Source organism: Methylobacterium sp. Leaf465 (assembly GCF_001424705.1).
In the GTDB taxonomy this organism is placed as follows: Bacteria; Pseudomonadota; Alphaproteobacteria; order Rhizobiales; family Beijerinckiaceae; genus Methylobacterium.
In genome coordinates, this window is record NZ_LMRA01000023.1 from 304,409 (window position 1) to 321,946 (window position 17,538).

Sequence of the window (17,538 nt, forward strand, 5' to 3'; positions counted from 1 at the left end):
TCGACCGGCGGTGCCGTTGGGCTCCGATTGGCGAGCCGAATACCCCAACGACGTGACGGTTTTCTGACGGTCCGGTGCGGGTCAGACCTGCGATGCCCGGAAACGAAAAACGCCCTCGCAGGGATGCGAAGGCGTCCGTTCAACCCATCCGGGGCCGGATCACTGCGCCTTGGGGGCGTCCGCCGGCTTCGGATTGGCATCCGTGTTCGTCTTGGTGGCATCCGCATTGGGCTTGGCCTTGCCGAGGTAGACGTATTCCGGCGCGGCGCGGAGCTGGTCCTTGTTGGTGTCGATGGTCGCCTTCAGGGTGGTGTCGTCGACGCGGACGAGCTTCATGGCGCTCGGGTCGATGGCCACGTACTTCGTGCCGATCCCGAGGAAGCCGCCGACGCCGACCACCCACGACTTGACCGTATTCTTCTCGTCGAGCACGACGTCGGCGATCTCACCGATGGTCTCGTTGGCGGCGTTCTGGATGGTCAGGCCAACCAGCTTCGACGTGACCATGTCGCTCTTGTTCTGCACCACGAAGGTGGGGCGCAGATCGTTGGCGAGGGTCGCGGGGGCGGCCTGGACCGGTGCCGGCGAGGCGGCGGGCGCGGTGGCATCCGGCGACTGAGCGAGGGCGAGGGTGGCGCTGGCAGCGAGGAGAGTCGTGCCGAGCAACAGGCTGCGCATGGACGAAGTCTTTCGAAAGGTCGGGCCGAAGGGCGAACGAGGGGGGCCGTGGTGCCACAGCTCAAATTCAAGCTTCCGCCAAAGGTTCCCGCGATCCGGCATGGTGAATGGACGAACGCCGGTCGGGCCTTAGATTTCTCGGTCCAAGGGGCGGCGGAACCGGTCCGCGCGCCCATAACGGGGTGCCGCACCATGTCGAACGTCCTGCTGCCCAACGCCCGGCCCGCCAACGCCCGGCTCGCGCGGTTGCCGCGCCGTCACGCCCTCGCGTTGCTCGGTGGGGCCCTCGTCTGCGGTGTCCGCCCGGCCGTGGCCGACGCCAGGAAGGCGGGCGACTTCGCCTTCGAGACGCCGGAGGGCGGAACCCTGCCGCTCTCGGCCTATGCCGGTCGGCCCATCTTCGTGGTCAATACCGCCACGGCCTGCGGCTATGCCGGGCAATTCACGGGGCTGCAGGGCCTCTGGACCCGCTTCGGTGACCGGGGCCTCACCGTCATCGCGGTGCCGTCGCCCGATTTCGGCAACCAGGAACCCCTGGACGGCGTCGCCATCGCGGAGGCCGCCCGCAAGAACCATGGCGTGACCTTTCCGGTCACCGCCAAGACCCATGTCCGGGGTCCCGCCGCGCATCCGTTCTATCGCTGGGCGGCCGCCGAGAAGCCCGGCAGCACGCCCGGCTGGAACTTCCATAAGTATCTGGTCGACCGCGACGGCAGCCTGATCGGCGCCTTCCCGTCCTCGGTCGAGCCCAACGATCCGCGCATCGTCACCGCGATCGCCAACGCGCTGCCCGCCGCCTGAGCGTTCAGCGCGGGATGTCCCGGGGCGGACGCAGGGACCCCGGTGGAGGCGGTGCGCGGCGGGGGCGCCGGGCCCGCTCCGACGTCCCGCGCACCGGCGGCGAGGCGTAGTTCGAGGCGAAGGGATTGGCCGGGGTGCGATCGGCGCTGCCGAACAGGCTGAACTCCGCCCGGGCGCCCTGGTCCGCGCCCAGCAGCGTCAGGAGGAGAGCGAGGCAAAGGCGGCGCATGCGTGTTCCCGGGGTCGGCTGACTGCCTTGTCCCGATATCGCAAACCCCCACATCCCGCGAGAGGCCGCCCCGGAATCACCCTGAGATCCGGGCTGGCGCGGGACGGGTCGAGGAACGGGATGATGAAGCCGCACCGGTTCGAGCAGGCGGGTATCGTCTTCGAGATCGCCTTCGAGCGGGCGCCGGAGGGCTGGGTCGCCCATATCCGCCGCTCCGACAGCGAAACCACCCACGCGATCGGGTTTCCCGATGGGCCGGGCTACGACCCCGCCGATGTGCGCGGTTCGCTGATCGCGGGCTGCGCGGCGGCGCTTCCCAACCTGTCCTGGGCGAGCCCGACCCGACACTGAGCGGAACCTCCCGAACCGCCCCGTGTTCGCCCTCCCGGATGCTGCGCTCGCAGACGCGCGGGTGCGTGAAACGGGAAGGAACAGCCGATGTCCGAGATCACCTATCGCATCGTCGAGCACGATGGCGGCTTCGCCTACAAGGTCGGCGACGTGTTCTCAGAGACCTATCCGAGCCATGACGAGGCCCTGCAGGCGGCCCAGGCCGCCGCGGCCGAGCAGCAGGTTCCGGGTTCGACGGAGGGCATCCGCTACCAGGACAGCCAGGGCGCCTGGCACGACGAGACCGCCCAGGGCAACGATCGTCCGACGGCGCGCGTGGTCGATTGACGTCCGGTCCCGGTCCGGCGGCGCTCAGGCCGAGCGTCGCCGGGGCGGGGTCCCACCGGCCGGCCAGGCGGCCAGGGCCGGCTCGACCTCGAGGCCCGGTCCGGTCCCCGCGCGAGGGGGCGCGCCCTCGCATTTGGTGCGGTTGCGCCCCGCCGACTTCGCCCGGTAGAGCGCCGCATCGGCGGCCTCCACCAGGGCGGCCGGGGTCTCCGCGCCGTCCGGGCTCGCCGCGACGCCGACGCTGACGGTGACGTGGTCCAGGCCGTCGCCGCGCCCGGCATGGGGCAGGGCGAGGGCATTGAGCGACTGGCGGACCCGCTCCGCCAGGACGATGGCCGCCGCGCTGTCGAGGCCCGGCAGCAACAGGGCGAATTCCTCGCCGCCGTAGCGCGACACGAGGTCGGTGGTCCCGCTGACCCGGGCGGTCAGCAGCCGCGAGATCTCGCACAGGCAAGCATCGCCCGCCCCGTGTCCGTAATGGTCGTTGAAGCGCTTGAAGTGGTCGACATCCACCAGCATCAGGGCGAACGGATCGCCGTCGCGGGAGGCCTGCCACAGGGCTTCGAGACGCTGCGAGAAGGCCCTCCGATTGGCGAGGCCCGTGAGCGGGTCCGTGGTCGAGAGACGGGTCAGCCGGGCGTTGGCGACCACGAGCTGCTGCGCCCGCAAGGATTCCCGCAGCGTGTAGAGGTAGTTGCGTCGGTTGGCGCTCTCGATCTCATGCGCGGCCCCCAGACTGAAGGCGATGCCGATCAGCATGTCGAGCCGGACCAGGCCCGCCAGATCCGGGGCAATCTCCGGGTGGGCGGCGATGGCGAGGCCGCCGGCGAGCGCGGTCGTGCCGGAGACGATGCAGGCCCAGGTGAACCGGAGCGCCAGGGAGATGTTGGCGAAGATCACCGTCAGCCAGATCGCCGTGGTCGCGTGGGCGACGTTGGGTCCGTGGCCGAGCCAGAGCGTGAGCACCGGGATCGTCACCGCCGCCAGGACGCCGAGGCCGCACAGGGCCTCCCGAATGGGGGCGCTCACCCGGCTCAGGCCCACGAAGATCCCGATGGCCAGCGGCGTCATCACGGCGAACCGCAGGACCAGGTTCAGCATCGCGACGTCGGGCGTGGTGACGAAGGCAACCCAGGCATAGAGGTGGAAGACCGCGAGGCCGATGAGGGTGGTGCGCCGCAGGTGCCGAACCCGCCGGCGTCCGGTCTCCGCCTCGAACCGGCTTTCGAGTTCGGCCGGGAAGACGAGGCGCCAGCGCGTCGCCTGCAGCGTCCGTTCGATGAGCACCAGCAGACGGTCGCTGGCGCGAAACGACAGGGAGCCCGGATCGTCGGACGATCGGGCAGCAGACGAAGCGATCACGCGCGGAAAAATCCATGGGCAAGCGGGCGGCGGGCAGGCGGGCAGGCGGGCGACGGGCAGGCGAGCCACTTCGGCTCCCGGGCGAAGAGTTCGGCTCCCGGGCGAAGAGTTCGGCCCCCGGGCCAAGAGTTCGGCTTCCGGGCCAAGAGTTCGGCTCCCGGGCCAAGCGTTCGGCCCCACGGGCAAGAGTGACCGCAACTCCTGTCGGCATGCTTGCCCCGATCGCTAAAATCCGAGCGATCGATGGCACAGAATGACCAGGACGTGTAAAAATGTGACTGACAATCATGGGATGTGACGGTGCCCGACCGAATGGACGATTGCCTCCCGGGGGCCACCTCGTGCATGCCTCGTCCAGATCCGGGCGCGCGCCGCCGCGGACCGCGTTCGGGGCTGCCCGTCGCCACCCCTCGACCCGGATCTCTACGCCTTCTGGAGCCTGCCCGTGACCCTCTCGAACCCACGCCAGCCCGACCACGACATCGATCCGCTCTTCCTCGAGCGCTGGTCCCCGCGCGCCTTCACGGGCGAGGCCGTGCCGGAATCCGAGCTTCTGCGGATGATCGAGGCCGCCCGCTGGGCGCCGTCCTCCTACAACTCCCAGCCCTGGCGCTTCGTCTACGCCCTGCGCGGAACCCCCGCCTGGGAGACCTTCCTCGACCTGCTGGTGCCGGGAAACCGCAAGTGGGCGGAGGGGGCCGGCGCCCTCGTCATCCTGGTCTCGAGCAAGCTGATGAAGACCGGTGACGGCCTGACGCCCTCGGCGAGCCATTCCCTCGACACCGGGGCCGCCTCGGCGAACTTCCAGCTCCAGGCGATCCGCCAGGGCTGGCACGTGCACGGCATGGGCGGGTTCGACAAGGCGCGCTCCGTCACCGTGCTCAACGTGCCGCCGGACCATCAGGTCGAGGCGGCCTACGCCGTCGGGCGCGCGGCGAACCCGGCCGATCTCACCGAGGAGCAGCGGGCCAAGGAGGTGCCGAACGGCCGGCGGCCGATCACCGACTTCGCCTTCGCCGGTGCCTTCAAGGCCCGCGAAGCCTGAGTCGTCCGCCGTGCTGAGATCCGCCCCCGATTATGCCGGGCTCGTCGCCGGGTTCGCCTGGGACATCCCGGAGCGGTTCAACATCGGCGTCGATGTCTGCGACCGCTGGGCTCTGCGCGCGCCCGATCGGGTCGCGATCCAGGAGCTCGTCGGGGCGCGGGTCTCGGACGTCACCTTCGGCCACCTGAAGGATCGCTCCGATCGTCTGGCGGCCGGGTTGCGGGCCCGGGGCGTGGTGCCCGGCGACCGCGTCGGGGTCCTGCTCCCGCAATCGGCCGCCGTGGTGATCGCCCATGCGGCCGCCTACAAGCTCGGGGCGATCGCGCTGCCGCTCGCGGGCCTGTTCGGGCCGGACGCCCTGCGCTACCGCCTGGCCGATGCCGGGGCCCGCGTCCTGATCACCGACGCGGCGGGCCTTTCCAAGATCGAGGCCCTCCGCGCCGACCTGCCGGACCTCGACCTCGTCGTCTGCGTGGACGGCGCGCGGGGCGAGGCCCTCGGCTGCGATGCCCTGCTCGCCGAGGCGCCGGGCGGGTTCGTGCCGGTCGACACCCGGGCCGACGATCCCGCCCTGATGATCTACACCTCCGGTACGACCGGGCCGGCCAAGGGCGCGCTGCACGCCCACCGGGTGCTCCTGGGGCATCTGCCGGGCTTCTGCATGATGCACGATTTTCCGCCGCAGGCCGGCGACCGGATGTGGACGCCGTCCGACTGGGCCTGGGCCGGCGGCCTCCTCAACGCGACGCTGCCGAGCCTGCATTTCGGCGTGCCGGTGCTGGCCTGCCCGAATTTCCGGTTCGAGCCGGAGGCCGCGTTCCGGCTGATCGCCGAGCGGGCGATCAGCCTCGCGTTCCTGCCGCCGACGGCCCTGCGCATGCTGCGCGGCTTCGCCGATCCGCGCGGGCGCTTCGACCTGTCCCGCCTGCGCAACATCGCCTCCGCCGGCGAGGCCCTGGGTCCGGAAACCTTCGACTGGGCGCGGCGCGAACTGGGGCTCACCATCGGCGAGGCCTACGGCCAGACCGAGTGCAACCTCGTCCTGGCCGCCTGCCGGGCGGCCGGGGTGGCGCGGGCCGGCTCCACCGGACGCCCGGTCCCCGGGCACCGGGTCGCGATCCTGCGGCCGGACGGCAGCGAGGCCGCCGCCGACGAGCCCGGCGAGATCGCCGTCGCCCGGCCCGACCCCGTGATGTTCCTGCGCTACTGGAACCAGCCCGAGGCGACGGCGAAGAAGTTCTTCGGTGACTGGATGCTCACCGGAGACACCGCCCGGCGCGACGCCGACGGCTACGTCCACTTCGTCGGGCGCGAGGACGATCTCATCACCTCGGCCGCCTATCGCATCGGTCCCACCGAGATCGAGGATTGCCTCGGCGCGCACCCGGCCGTGGCCCTCGCCGCCGCGGTGGGCAAGCCGGACCCGCTCCGTACCGAGATCGTGAAGGCCTACGTCGTCCTGCGCCCGGGCTACGAGGCCTCGGATGCCCTGGCCGCCGAGATCCAGGCCTTCGTGCGCACCCGCCTCTCGGCCCACGAATACCCGCGCGCGATCGCGTTTCGCGATCATCTGCCCATGACCACCACGGGCAAGATCATCCGCCGGCAGCTGCGCGACGAGGGGTGAGGCTCACCGCACCGTCACGCGGTAGCGGACGCGGCTGACATTTCCCACGGGATCGACCAGTTCGAGCGCAAACGCGTCGCGGCCGGTATAGCCGGGCGCCGCGGTGTAGAACACGAAGGTCGCGGGCCGCTTGCGGGCATTGCAGTGCGCCCGCGCATTGAACATCGGGAAGCTCGGAAAATCCTGTCCCTGCGCGATCTGCACGCGGCCGTCATGCGGTGCTTCGATCAGGCTGATCGTCATCGGGCCGAGAGACTTGCACGTCGGATCGAGCGAGGAGAACGAGGCGGCCGTGAGCCGGCTGCTTCCGAACACGACCTTCTCGAACGTGGCCACGTGCATCGGGCTCGCCTGGGCGGTCACGCCCGAAGCGAGACCGATGGCGCTGGCCAGGACGACGTGCCGGATCATGGGGGCTGCCCCGCTCTTGGGAACACTGCGCCGGAGCATGCCCGAGTCGCAGGCCCGGCGCAGACACAACCGATCCCTAAAAGACACGTTCTGCGGGATTTATAACGCGCGGGCGACCGACCGGCCCAGGCGGGACCGACTGGAATCATTCGCATAAAGACATCTTTATATCTTGATTGCCTCTGGCCCGGCGCCCTGCTATAGGCCTCGCCGAGACGCAACGAGAGACGGAGCAGTTACGAAATGGCCCAAATTTCCCCGGCCCAGGATTACATCGTCAAGGACATCGGTCTGGCCGAGTACGGCCGCAAGGAGATCTCGATCGCCGAGACCGAGATGCCGGGTCTGATGGCCACGCGCGAGGAATTCGGTCCGTCGCAGCCCCTGAAGGGCGCGAAGATCGCCGGCTCGCTGCACATGACGATCCAGACGGCCGTGCTGATCGAGACCCTGAAGGCGCTGGGCGCCGACATCCGCTGGGTCTCCTGCAACATCTACTCGACCCAGGACCACGCCGCCGCCGCCATCGCGGCCGCCGGCATCCCGGTCTTCGCCATCAAGGGCGAGACCCTGGAGGAGTATTGGGACTACACCTCGAAGCTGTTCGACTGGCATGACGGCGGCCTGCCGAACATGATCCTCGACGACGGCGGCGACGCCACCATGTTCGTGCACCTGGGCCTGCGCGCCGAGAACGGCGACACCGCCTTCCTCGACAAGCCGGAATCCGAGGAGGAGGAGATCTTCTTCGCGCTCCTGAAGAAGAAGCTCAGCGAGAAGCCGAAGGGCTGGTTCGCGGGCCTCGCCGACTCGATCAAGGGCGTCTCCGAGGAGACCACCACCGGCGTGCACCGCCTCTACAACCTCGCCAAGGAGGGCAAGCTCCTCTTCCCGGCGATCAACGTGAACGACGCCGTCACCAAGTCGAAGTTCGACAACCTCTACGGCTGCCGCGAGTCGCTGGTCGACGGCATCCGTCGCGGCACCGACGTGATGATGGCCGGCAAGGTCGCCATGGTCGCGGGCTTCGGCGACGTGGGCAAGGGCTCGGCCTCGTCGCTGCGCCACGCCGGCTGCCGCGTCCTCGTCTCCGAGGTCGATCCGATCTGCGCGCTCCAGGCCGCGATGGAAGGTTACGAGGTCGTGACGATGGAGGACGCCGCGCCGCGCGCCGACATCTTCGTCACCGCGACGGGCAACAAGGACATCATCACCATCGAGCATATGCGGGCGATGAAGGACCGCGCCATCGTGTGCAACATCGGCCACTTCGACAACGAGATCCAGGTCGCCGGCCTGAAGAACATGCAGTGGTCGAACATCAAGCCGCAGGTGGACGAGATCACCTTCCCCGACGGCCACCGCATCATCCTCCTGTCGGAGGGACGCCTGGTGAACCTCGGCAACGCCACCGGCCACCCGTCCTTCGTGATGTCGGCCTCCTTCACCAACCAGACCCTGGCCCAGATCGAGCTCTGGACCAACCCGGGCAAGTACGAGAAGCAGGTCTACACCCTGCCGAAGGCCCTCGACGAGAAGGTGGCGCTCCTCCACCTCGAGAAGATCGGCGTGAAGCTCTCCAAGCTCCGTCCCGACCAGGCCGCCTATATCGGCGTCTCCGAGAACGGCCCGTTCAAGCCCGACCACTACCGCTACTGAAGACCGCTCCGGCGCCCCTCGCGGGGCGCCGCGACGACCTCCGATCGGCTCCTGCGAAGCCCGGCCCCGTGCCGGGCTTTCGCGCGTCCGGTCCCTGCTGGACGCGCCGTCGCAGTGTGGCTTTTCTGCGCTCCTGCGCGGCCATCGCCTCCGAAGCCTCTAAAGTTAAGCTTAAGCCTCTTCCGGGACGATTCCGCCTCGCGCTAGTGTGGGCTGATTCCTCAGATGGAGTGGCTCGCAGCCGGCCTCCGGCCGGTTGCGGGATGGGCGCCTTTCGGCGTCTCATCGAAGATTCGTGGAGGCGGGACGGATCATGAGGGTCGAACGAACGGCGCGCGCCCTGCTGTGCGCCGGCTCTCTCGCCGTCGCCGTGGCCGGTCCCCCGGCGCGGGCGGCCGGGACGGGGCTGGATGCCGGCGCTGCCGTCTCGGGGTTCGGGCAACACACGCACAACGCGGCCGGTCTCGCCATCCTGATCGGCCTGACGGTGTTCGCCACCATCGTGGCCCTGCTGCACATGCGCGAGCGCAGCCGTTGGACCCGGCGCGAGCGCGACCTCGTGACCGAGCTGTCGGCCCTGCGCGAGTCCCACGACCGCGCCGAAATGCTCCTGAACGCCGAGCGCCAGGTCCTCATCACTTGGTCGGGCCGCGGCGCGCCGACCATCGAGGGCGATCTCGGCCTCATCGATGGCCGGCGCGCGCCCGGCGACGCCGATCCCGGCCTGCCCGGCTTCGAGACCTGGCTGCATGCGGTCGACGCCGACGCCCTGAACACGGCCGTCGAGGCGCTGCGCGCCCGCGGTGCCGGCTTCCGCCTGAGCCTGCGCACCCAGTCGGGCCGCTTCATCGACGCGCACGGGCAGGCCCTGTCCGGCCGCGCGATCCTGCGCCTGCGCGAGACGACCGACGAGAAGCGCGAACTCATCGACCTGCGCCTCACCCTGTACGAGGCCAAGCGCGGCCTTTCGGCGCTCGGCAGTCTCCTGGACGCGATCCCGCATCCGGTCTGGCGCCGCAACCGCGACGGGGCGCTCGCCTGGGTCAACCTCGCCTACGTCGCGGCGGTGGAGGGGGGCACCCGGGAGCACGCCCTCGAGGCCGGCGTCGAACTCCTCGACCGGCAGGCCCGGGACCTCATCGCCCGCGACGAATCCGGCCGCCTGGCCACCGGGGGGCGCGTCCCGCATCGTCTCTCCGCCGTGGTGGCGGGCGGCCGGCGGACCCTCGACGTCACCGAGAGCGCCATCGAGACCGGCCGCGTCGGCATCGCCGTCGACGTCTCGGAGCTCGAGAGCGTCCGCGCCGACCTGCAGCGGCAGATGGATGCCAACGTCCGCACCCTCGACCAGCTGCCCACCGCCGTGGCGATGTTCGACGCCCGCCAGCGCCTGATCTTCCACAACGCCGCCTACCGCCAGCTCTGGGACCTCGACCCGGCCTTCCTCGACGGCCGCCCCCTCGACGGCGAGATCCTCGACCGGCTGCGCGCCGCCCGGAAGCTGCCCGAGCAGGCCGACTTCAAGTCCTGGAAGGCCGACGTGCTCGCTGCCTACCGCGCCGTGGAGGCCAACGAGGCCTGGTGGTACCTGCCCGACGGGCGCTCGCTGCGCGTCGTCGCCGATCCCAACCCGCAGGGCGGCCTGACCTACCTGTTCGACGACGTCTCGGAGAACATGAAGCTCGAATCCCGCTACAACGCGCTGATGCGGGTCCAGGCCGAGACCCTCGACACCCTGAAGGAGCCCGTGGCGGTGTTCGGCGCCGACGGCCGGCTGACCTTCGCCAACCGTGCCTTCGCGACCCTGTGGCGCCTCGATCCCGAGACCCTGCGCGAGCGCCCCCGGGTCGATGCCGTCATCGCCGCCTGCCAGACCCTCTCGCCCGACGAGGACCCGTGGATCGACATCCGCGGCGCCATCACAGGCCTGGAAAGCCGCGCCGGCCTGACCTGCCGCCTGGAGATCGTCGACGGCACCGTGCTCGACTGCGCCGCCCAACCGCTGCCCGAGGGCGCGACGCTGCTCACCCTCATCGACGTTACCGCCAGCGTGAACGTGGAGCGCGCGCTCACCGACAAGAACGACGCCCTGGAGCGGACCTCGCAGTTGCGCGACACCTTCGTGAACCACGTCTCCTACGAGCTGCGCTCGCCGCTCACCAACATCATCGGCTTCACCCAGCTCCTCGGCGACGAGACGGTGGGCGCCCTGAACGAGCGCCAGCGCGAGTATTCCGGCCACATCATGCGCTCGTCGGGCGCGCTGCTCGTGATGATCAACGACATCCTCGATCTCGCCTCCATCGATGCGGGCTCCCTCGAGCTCACCCGCGAGGTGGTCGACGTCCGCGCCACCGTCGATGCCGCCGTGCGCGGGCTGGAGGACCGGCTCGCCGATTCCGCCATCGCCCTCGATCTCGACGTGCCCGACGATGTCGGCACCTTCGTGGCCGACGGCAAGCGCGTCCGCCAGATCCTGTTCAACCTCCTGTCGAACGCCGTCGGTTTCTCGGCGCCGGGCCAGCAGGTCCGCGTGGAGGTCCGCCGCAACGCCTCGGAACTGACCCTGGCGGTGGCCGACCAGGGGCAGGGCATGCCGCCCGACGTCGCCGCGCGGGTCTTCGACCGCTTCGAGAGCCACACCCTCGGCACCCGCCATCGCGGCGTCGGCCTCGGCCTGTCGATCGTGCGCTCCTTCGTGGAACTGCATGGCGGACGCGTCGGCCTGGACTCGGCCCCCGGCGCCGGCACCCGCGTCACCTGCACCTTCCCGATCACCGAGCCGACCGCGCGGCGGGATGCCGCCGAGTAGGGGCGCCGGACGGGGGCGTCCCCATGGAGCCTTCGGTCCGTCCGCGATTTGGTTAAGGATGCTCCGGTATGACAGCGGGGCTCCGCGCGATCCGGGTCCGGCCGGGGCGGCGCACGGCCATGGAGGAGTTGGGCGTTGAACGAGGATGGTGCCGACACGCCCCAGCGTGAGGTGAAATCGGCCTGGGAGATCATGCTGCCGGAGGAGAGCGCCACCGAGGATCTCGGCCGCTTCCTCGCGGGGCTCCTCGTGCCGGGGGACATCGTCGCCCTGTCCGGCGGCCTCGGCGGCGGCAAGACCACCCTCGCGCGCGCGCTGATCCGGGAACTCGTGGGCGACCCGGACCTCGACGTGCCGAGCCCGACCTTCACGCTGATCCAGCCCTACGAGGCCGCCGACGGGCGGGCCATCGTGCATGCCGACCTCTACCGCCTGCGCAGCCCCGACGAACTCGTGGAGCTCGGCTTCGACGAGATGGCCGAGACCGCCATCACCCTGGTGGAGTGGCCCGAGCGCCTGGGACACCGCGACGCGCCGATGCTGACCGTCGACCTGTCCCTGCGGGCCGAGTTCGGGGACGGGGCGCGCTTCGCCCGCATCGACGGCAGCGGCGGCATGGCCGCCCGGCTCAAGCGGGCGCGCGCGCTGCGCCTCCTCCTCGTCCGCAGCGGCTGGGACGAGGCCGCCCGCGTCAACATGCAGGGCGACGCCTCCTCGCGGGCCTACGAGCGGCTCGTGAAGCCGGACGGCAAGACCGCCGTGCTGATGATCTCGCCGCCCCGCGCCGACGGCCCCCCGGTCCGCAACGGCCGCCCCTACAGCGCCATCGTCAAGCTCGCCGAGAGCGTGCACGCCTTCGTCGGCATGGATCGCGGCCTGCGCGCCCTCGGTTTCTCGGCGCCCCGCATCTACGGCGAGGACCTCGCCGAGGGTCTGCTGATCCTGGAGGATCTCGGCACCGAACCGGTGGTCGACGCCAACGGGCCGCGCCCGGAGCGTTACGCCGAGGCGGTGCGCCTCCTGGCCAAGCTCCACGCCACCGAGCTGCCGGGCGTCCTCCCCGTGGCCGACGGCATCGACCACGTGCTGCCGCCCTACGACCTCGAAGCCCTGGTGTTCGAGACCGAACTGCTGCCCGACTGGTACTGCCCGGCGATCCGCGGGGGCGAGCTGCCCCACGCGGCCCGGTCCGAATTCGTGGCCCTGTGGGCGGAGGTGCTCGACAGCATCAAGCCCGACCGCCCGACCTGGACCCTGCGGGACTACCACTCGCCGAACCTGATCTGGCTGCCCGAGCGCGAGGGGCTGGAGCGCATCGGCGTCATCGACTTCCAGGATGCGGTTCTCGGCCATCCGGCCTACGACGTCGCCTCGCTCCTCCAGGACGCTCGGGTGGACGCGACCGCCGAGTTCGAGCTGCGCCTCCTCGGCCTCTACGTGCGCGAGCGCCGGGCCCGCGAGCCCGACTTCGACATGCAGGCCTTCGCCCGGGCCTACGCGGTGCTGGCCGCCCAGCGCGCCACCAAGATTCTCGGCATCTTCGCCCGCCTCGACCGGCGTGACGGCAAGCCGGCCTACCTCGCGCACCTGCCGCGCATCGAGGGCTACCTCGCGCGCAACCTCAACCACCCGGCCCTGACCCATCTGCGCCTCTGGCACGAGGCGCACCTGCCGCACCTCGTGCCGAAGGCCGGGGGCGAGCCGGCCGAGGGCGGCTGAAGACCCGCGATGCCCGCGGGGAGGCTGCCGGAGGGCGGCCGCGCCCGCCCGAGACCTCTCCGACGAGACGAACGCCATGTCCGACACAGCCCCCATCACCCGCGCCTTCGTCCTCGCGGCGGGCCTCGGCAAGCGCATGCGCCCGATCACCGCGACGGTGCCCAAGCCCCTGGTGGAGGTGGCCGGCCGGGCGCTCCTCGACCACGCCCTCGACCGGGCGGCGGAGGGCGGCATCACCGAGGCGGTGGTCAACGTCCACTACCTCGCCGACCTGATCGAGGGGCACGTGGGCAAGCGCCGGACCGCCCCGGCGATCGTGCTCTCGGACGAGCGCGACGCCCTGCTGGAGACCGGTGGCGGCGTGAAGAAGGCCCTGCCGCTCCTCGGCGAGGACCCGTTCGTGGTCTTCAACGCCGACTCGTTCTGGCTGGAGGGCCCGGAGTCGAATCTCGGCCGCCTCATCGCCGCCTGGGACCCGGCGGCGATGGACATCCTCCTCCTCGTCGCCCCGACCGCGACGAGCCTCGGCTACGAGGGCAACGGCGACTTCGCGATGGATTCGTCCGGGGCCCTAGAGCGCCGCGGCGAGCGCGAGGTGGCGCCGTTCATCTATGCCGGCGTCGCCATCCTGAAGCCCGGCCTGTTCGCCGGGACCCCGGAAGGGGCCTTCTCCCTCAACCTCCTGTTCGACCGGGCCATCGCGGCCGGCCGCCTGCATGGCCTGCGCCTCGACGGGCAATGGCTCCACGTCGGCACGCCGGAGGCGATCACGGCGGCCGAGGCTCGGGTGAAGTCCACGGCGCCGACGCTCTGAGCGCAGGTCGGCGATTCCGCGGGGCATCGCATTCCCGGGCCGGGGATTTGGTGGCATGGAGGGTGGGATGCCGACCTCAGACGTCCCGACCGCCCACGTCTTCTCGATCCCGCCCGGCGCGCCCTTCCTGCCGACCCTCGCCGACGCCCTGATTTCGGGGCGCCTCGTGGGCGCGATCGGCGACGACCCCTTCGCGCTCGCCTCCGTCACCCTCTACCTGCCGACCCAGAGGGCGGTGCGGGCGCTGGCCGCGATCCTCGCCGCGCGCCTCGGTCACGCCGCCCTGCTGCCCCGGATGGTCCCCCTCGGCGAGGCCGACGAGGCGGAGCTGGATCTCGCTGCCAACCCGCTCCTCGAGAACGGTCCCGACCGTCTCGCCCCGGCGATGCCGCCTCTGGAGCGCCGCCTCATCCTCGCCCGCCTCGTTCAGGGCTGGGCCGAGGCGGTGGACCGCACGCTGCTGCCCATCGACGACGACGTGCCCTTCCTGGTGCCGTCCTCCCCCGCCGACGCGATCGGGCTCGCCGCGGACCTCGAACGCCTCATGGACGCGCTCACCGTCGAGGGGCTGCCCTGGGACGAGATCGGCGGCGCCGTGGAGGCCGAGTACTCGCGCTATTTCGGCCTGACCCTGGATTTCGTGAGGATCGCCGCCGAGGCCTGGCCCGGGATCCTCGCCGAGCGCGGGATGAGCGACCCGGTCTCGCGCTCGCGCCGCCTCGTCCTGGCCGAAGCCGACCGGCTGATGCGGGATCGGCCCGCCGACCCGGTGATCGTGGCGGGCTCGACCGGCTCTGTGCCGGCCACCGCGAAGCTGATCGCCGCGGTGGCCGGGTTGCCCCGCGGCGTCGTGGTTCTGCCGGGCCTCGACTCCGAGCTCGACGGCGACGGCTGGGACGCCATCGAGACCGGCGAGGGCTTTTCGCGCGAGATCGCCCACGGCCATCCGCAGGCGGTCCTGCATCGCCTCCTCGGTCCGGCCGGTCTCGACCGCGACCGGGCGCAGGTGGCGACCCTCGGAGAGACCTCTGCCGAGTCCCACGCCCGCTTCGGGCTGCTGTCGCAGGCCCTGCGCCCGGCCGAGACCACCGAGGCCTGGGCCGCCCTGGACCCTGCCGACCGCGCGCGGCTGGCGGAGGAGGGCCTGCGGGGCCTCGCCGTGGTCGAGGCCAGCGACGAGCGGGAAGAGGCGCTGATCATCGCCATCGCCCTGCGCGAGACCCTGGAAACGCCGGGCGCGACCGCGGCCCTGGTGACCCCGGACCGCGCCCTGGCCCTGCGCGTCGCGGCCGAACTCGCCCGTTGGGGCATCGTCGCGGAGGATTCCGGCGGCGAGGCCCTGTCGCGCAGCCGGGCCGGGCGCCTGGCGCGGCTCGCCGCCGAGGTCGCGGCCGATCTCCAGCCGGCCCGGCTGATCACGCTCCTGTCCCATCCCTATGTCCGCCTCGGCCTGCCGCGCAGGGACGTGGTCCGGGCCGCCGCCGCCCTGGAGATCGGCACCCTGCGCGGGCCCGCCCCGGCGCCGGGCTTCGCCGGGTTGCGGCAGGCCCTGGCCGACCAGCGCAGCGCCACCGGGCGACGGCCCCGCGCCAAGCGCCGCCTGACCGAGCGCGACTGGGACCTCGCCGCCGGACTCCTGGACCGGCTGCAGGTGGCCTTCGACGGCTTCCTCGACGCCGATCACCGCGGCGTCGGCAACCTCGTCGCCTATGCCGCCTGCCACCGCGCCACCTTCGACCGGCTGATCGACGCGGCCGAGGGCGAGGCCGTCGACGACGCCTCGCTCGGCGTGCTCGACACCCTGTTCGACGACCTCGAGATGGCCGAACCCGGCCTGCTGCCCGGCCGCTTCGGCGACTACCCCGCCTTCTTCACGGCGCTCGCCCGCGAGCGGCTGGTGGCCTGCAGCGACGGGCGCCCGCATCCGCGCCTGCGCATCCTCGGTTTGCTGGAGGCCCGGCTGATGAGCGTCGACCGGGTCGTGCTCGGCGGCCTCGACGAGGGCGTCTGGCCGATGAAGACCACCACCGACGCCTTCCTCAACCGGCCCATGCGCGAGCGCATCGGCCTCAACCCGCCCGAGCGCCGGATCGGCCAGAGCGCCCACGACTTCGTCCAGGCCCTCGGCCACCACGACGCCCTCATCACCCGGGCGGCCAAGCGCGAAGGCGCACCGACCGTGCCGTCGCGCTTCCTGCAGCGCCTGCGCGCCTTCACGGGCGACGCCGGCTGGAACCGGGCGTTGGCCGCCGGGCGCCGCTTCTCGGCCTACGCCGCCGCCCTCGACCAGGGTACCGGCCCGGCGCAGGCCCGTCTCAAGCAGCCCCGTCCGAAGCCGGATCCGGCCCTGTTCCCGCGGTCCCTGAGCGTCACCGAGGTCGAGACCCTGGTGCGCGACCCCTATGTGATCTTCGCCCGGCACGTCCTCGGCCTCGATCCGCTGGATCCGGTGGCGGCCGAGCCGGGGGCCGCCGACCGCGGCACGCTGATCCACGAGATTCTCGGAGATTTCGCCGAGCGCTACCCGGATTCCCTTCCGGACGGCACCTTGGCAGCAGAGGTCTTGGCCGGCATGGCGGCGAACGCCTTTGCGTCGATCAACGATACCTACCCTTCGCTGTACGCGGAATGGTGGCCCCGCTTCGTGAGGTTGTCGGAAGAATATCTCGCCTGGGAGGGTGAGCGCCGGGCGCAGCTGGGCCGGGTGCATCCGGAAATCTCCGGCAAATGGGTGATCCCGATGGGCACCGAGACCTTCACCCTGCGGGCGCGGGCCGACCGGATCGAGCGGCGCCGCGACGGCGGGGCCTGCATCGTCGACTTCAAGACCGGGCTGCCGCCGAGCAACAAGGAGGTCTTCGCCGGATTCTCGCCCCAGCTCACCCTGGAGGCGGCGATGCTCATGGCCGGGGCCTTCGACGGCTTCCCCGCCACCACGCTGACGCCGGACCTCCTCTACGTCCACGCCTCGGGCGGCCGCAAACCCTTCGAGCCCCTGGCGGTGAAGCCGCCGCGGGGCGACGAGCGCGAGGTCGCCGCCATCGTGGCCGAGCACGTCGCCCGCTTCCGCGGCCTCGTCGCCCGCTTCCTCACGGGCGAGGCCGCCTACACCTCCCGACCCTACCCGAAATACGCCAAGTCCTACGGCGACTACGACCACCTCGCCCGGGTGCTCGAATGGTCGCTCGGCGGCGAGGGGGAGGGCTGAAGGACCGCGCGGGACAAGCCGGATTTCGCTCTTGACCGATATCGCCCGCAATATCATCCTGAGAAGATGATCGTCGTCGATGCCAACGTCGTGCTCGGCGCGCTGCGATCCCGCAACGGCGCATCCCACGCCGTGCTGCGGGGGCTGCTCACCCGCCGGTTTTCGTTCGCGCTCTCGCCCGCGATGGTGTTCGAGTACGAGGATGTCCTCAAACGTCCGGGGCTCCTGGGGCCTACGCCCTGGATCGAAGAGGCCGGGATCGACACGATCCTGGACGCTTTGTGCGCGACCGCGGTCCTGACCCTGCCCTGGTTCCGCTTCAGGCCGTTCCTGGATGATCCGAAGGATGATCTCTACGTCGAATGCGCCCTGGCCGCCGGAGCCGAATTGATCCTGACCGACGATCGCCACTTCCGAAAGCCGGTCCTGTCGGCTTTCGGTCTTCGGGCGATGACCCCGCAAGCCTACCTGACCCGCTGACAGATACGAGGATGG

At 71.2% G+C, this 17,538-nt stretch carries 15 protein-coding genes; 11 read left to right on the plus strand and 4 right to left on the minus strand.

Going from position 1 to position 17,538, the window contains the following annotated elements:
- Nucleotides 1–159 precede the first annotated feature (159 nt).
- Complete coding sequence (locus ASG51_RS13635) at nt 160–678, minus strand: PRC-barrel domain-containing protein (RefSeq protein ID WP_056214946.1); 519 nt, start codon at nt 676–678, stop codon at nt 160–162.
- A 192-nt stretch (nt 679–870) separates the two neighbouring features.
- Here ASG51_RS13635 and ASG51_RS13640 point away from each other — a divergent pair, with 192 nt between their 5' ends.
- Nucleotides 871–1,479 carry a glutathione peroxidase gene (locus tag ASG51_RS13640; protein WP_056381342.1) on the plus strand — a complete coding sequence of 203 codons (609 nt, stop codon included), beginning with the start codon at nt 871–873 and terminating at the stop codon, nt 1,477–1,479.
- A gap of 4 nt (nt 1,480–1,483) precedes the next feature.
- Here ASG51_RS13640 and ASG51_RS13645 read toward each other — a convergent pair whose 3' ends face one another.
- Nucleotides 1,484–1,708, minus strand: coding sequence for a hypothetical protein (locus ASG51_RS13645; protein ID WP_056275463.1), 225 nt, complete (start codon nt 1,706–1,708; stop codon nt 1,484–1,486).
- A 120-nt stretch (nt 1,709–1,828) separates the two neighbouring features.
- On the opposite strand from ASG51_RS13645, the gene ASG51_RS13650 reads away from it, so the two are divergent.
- Both ASG51_RS13650 and ASG51_RS13655 read left to right on the plus strand, forming a co-directional pair.
- Nucleotides 1,829–2,059, plus strand: coding sequence for a hypothetical protein (locus ASG51_RS13650; protein WP_244472713.1), 231 nt, complete (start codon nt 1,829–1,831; stop codon nt 2,057–2,059).
- A gap of 87 nt (nt 2,060–2,146) precedes the next feature.
- Nucleotides 2,147–2,386: a hypothetical protein gene (locus ASG51_RS13655; protein ID WP_056275467.1), complete on the plus strand. Its 240-nt coding sequence runs from the start codon at nt 2,147–2,149 to the stop codon at nt 2,384–2,386.
- A gap of 24 nt (nt 2,387–2,410) precedes the next feature.
- Here the strand turns inward: ASG51_RS13655 and ASG51_RS13660 are convergent, their stop codons facing one another.
- A complete protein-coding gene (locus ASG51_RS13660) occupies nt 2,411–3,748 on the minus strand; it encodes a diguanylate cyclase (protein ID WP_056381343.1) in 1,338 nt (445 codons plus the stop codon).
- Between the two features lie 445 nt (nt 3,749–4,193).
- Between ASG51_RS13660 and ASG51_RS13665 the strand changes: the two genes are divergently transcribed.
- On the plus strand, nt 4,194–4,793 hold the full coding sequence (locus tag ASG51_RS13665) for a nitroreductase family protein (RefSeq protein ID WP_056381345.1): 600 nt from the start codon (nt 4,194–4,196) through the stop codon (nt 4,791–4,793).
- A 10-nt stretch (nt 4,794–4,803) separates the two neighbouring features.
- The gene (locus ASG51_RS13670) at nt 4,804–6,420 is read left to right on the plus strand and encodes an AMP-binding protein (RefSeq protein WP_056381347.1); all 1,617 of its coding nucleotides are present in this window, start codon (nt 4,804–4,806) and stop codon (nt 6,418–6,420) included.
- 3 nt (nt 6,421–6,423) lie between these two features.
- Here the strand turns inward: ASG51_RS13670 and ASG51_RS13675 are convergent, their stop codons facing one another.
- Nucleotides 6,424–6,756 carry a hypothetical protein gene (locus tag ASG51_RS13675; RefSeq protein WP_156394131.1) on the minus strand — a complete coding sequence of 111 codons (333 nt, stop codon included), beginning with the start codon at nt 6,754–6,756 and terminating at the stop codon, nt 6,424–6,426.
- A 327-nt stretch (nt 6,757–7,083) separates the two neighbouring features.
- Here ASG51_RS13675 and ahcY point away from each other — a divergent pair, with 327 nt between their 5' ends.
- The 6 genes from ahcY to ASG51_RS13705 all read left to right on the plus strand — a co-directional run bounded on the left by ahcY (nt 7,084) and on the right by ASG51_RS13705 (nt 17,523).
- On the plus strand, nt 7,084–8,490 hold the full coding sequence (gene ahcY, locus ASG51_RS13680; RefSeq protein WP_156389726.1) for an adenosylhomocysteinase: 1,407 nt from the start codon (nt 7,084–7,086) through the stop codon (nt 8,488–8,490).
- 313 nt (nt 8,491–8,803) lie between these two features.
- Nucleotides 8,804–11,302, plus strand: coding sequence for a PAS domain-containing sensor histidine kinase (locus tag ASG51_RS13685; RefSeq protein WP_056381590.1), 2,499 nt, complete (start codon nt 8,804–8,806; stop codon nt 11,300–11,302).
- 192 nt (nt 11,303–11,494) lie between these two features.
- A complete protein-coding gene (gene tsaE / locus ASG51_RS13690) occupies nt 11,495–13,021 on the plus strand; it encodes a tRNA (adenosine(37)-N6)-threonylcarbamoyltransferase complex ATPase subunit type 1 TsaE (protein ID WP_082514018.1) in 1,527 nt (508 codons plus the stop codon).
- Nucleotides 13,022–13,097: 76 nt separating this feature from the next.
- Nucleotides 13,098–13,835: a nucleotidyltransferase family protein gene (locus tag ASG51_RS13695; RefSeq protein WP_056275476.1), complete on the plus strand. Its 738-nt coding sequence runs from the start codon at nt 13,098–13,100 to the stop codon at nt 13,833–13,835.
- Nucleotides 13,836–13,902: 67 nt separating this feature from the next.
- Nucleotides 13,903–17,043 (plus strand): double-strand break repair protein AddB, encoded by a 3,141-nt coding sequence (addB, locus tag ASG51_RS13700; protein ID WP_056381350.1) that lies wholly within the window; start codon nt 13,903–13,905, stop codon nt 17,041–17,043.
- 66 nt (nt 17,044–17,109) lie between these two features.
- A complete protein-coding gene (locus tag ASG51_RS13705) occupies nt 17,110–17,523 on the plus strand; it encodes a PIN domain-containing protein (RefSeq protein ID WP_056381352.1) in 414 nt (137 codons plus the stop codon).
- The last annotated feature ends 15 nt before the right edge of the window (nt 17,524–17,538 follow it).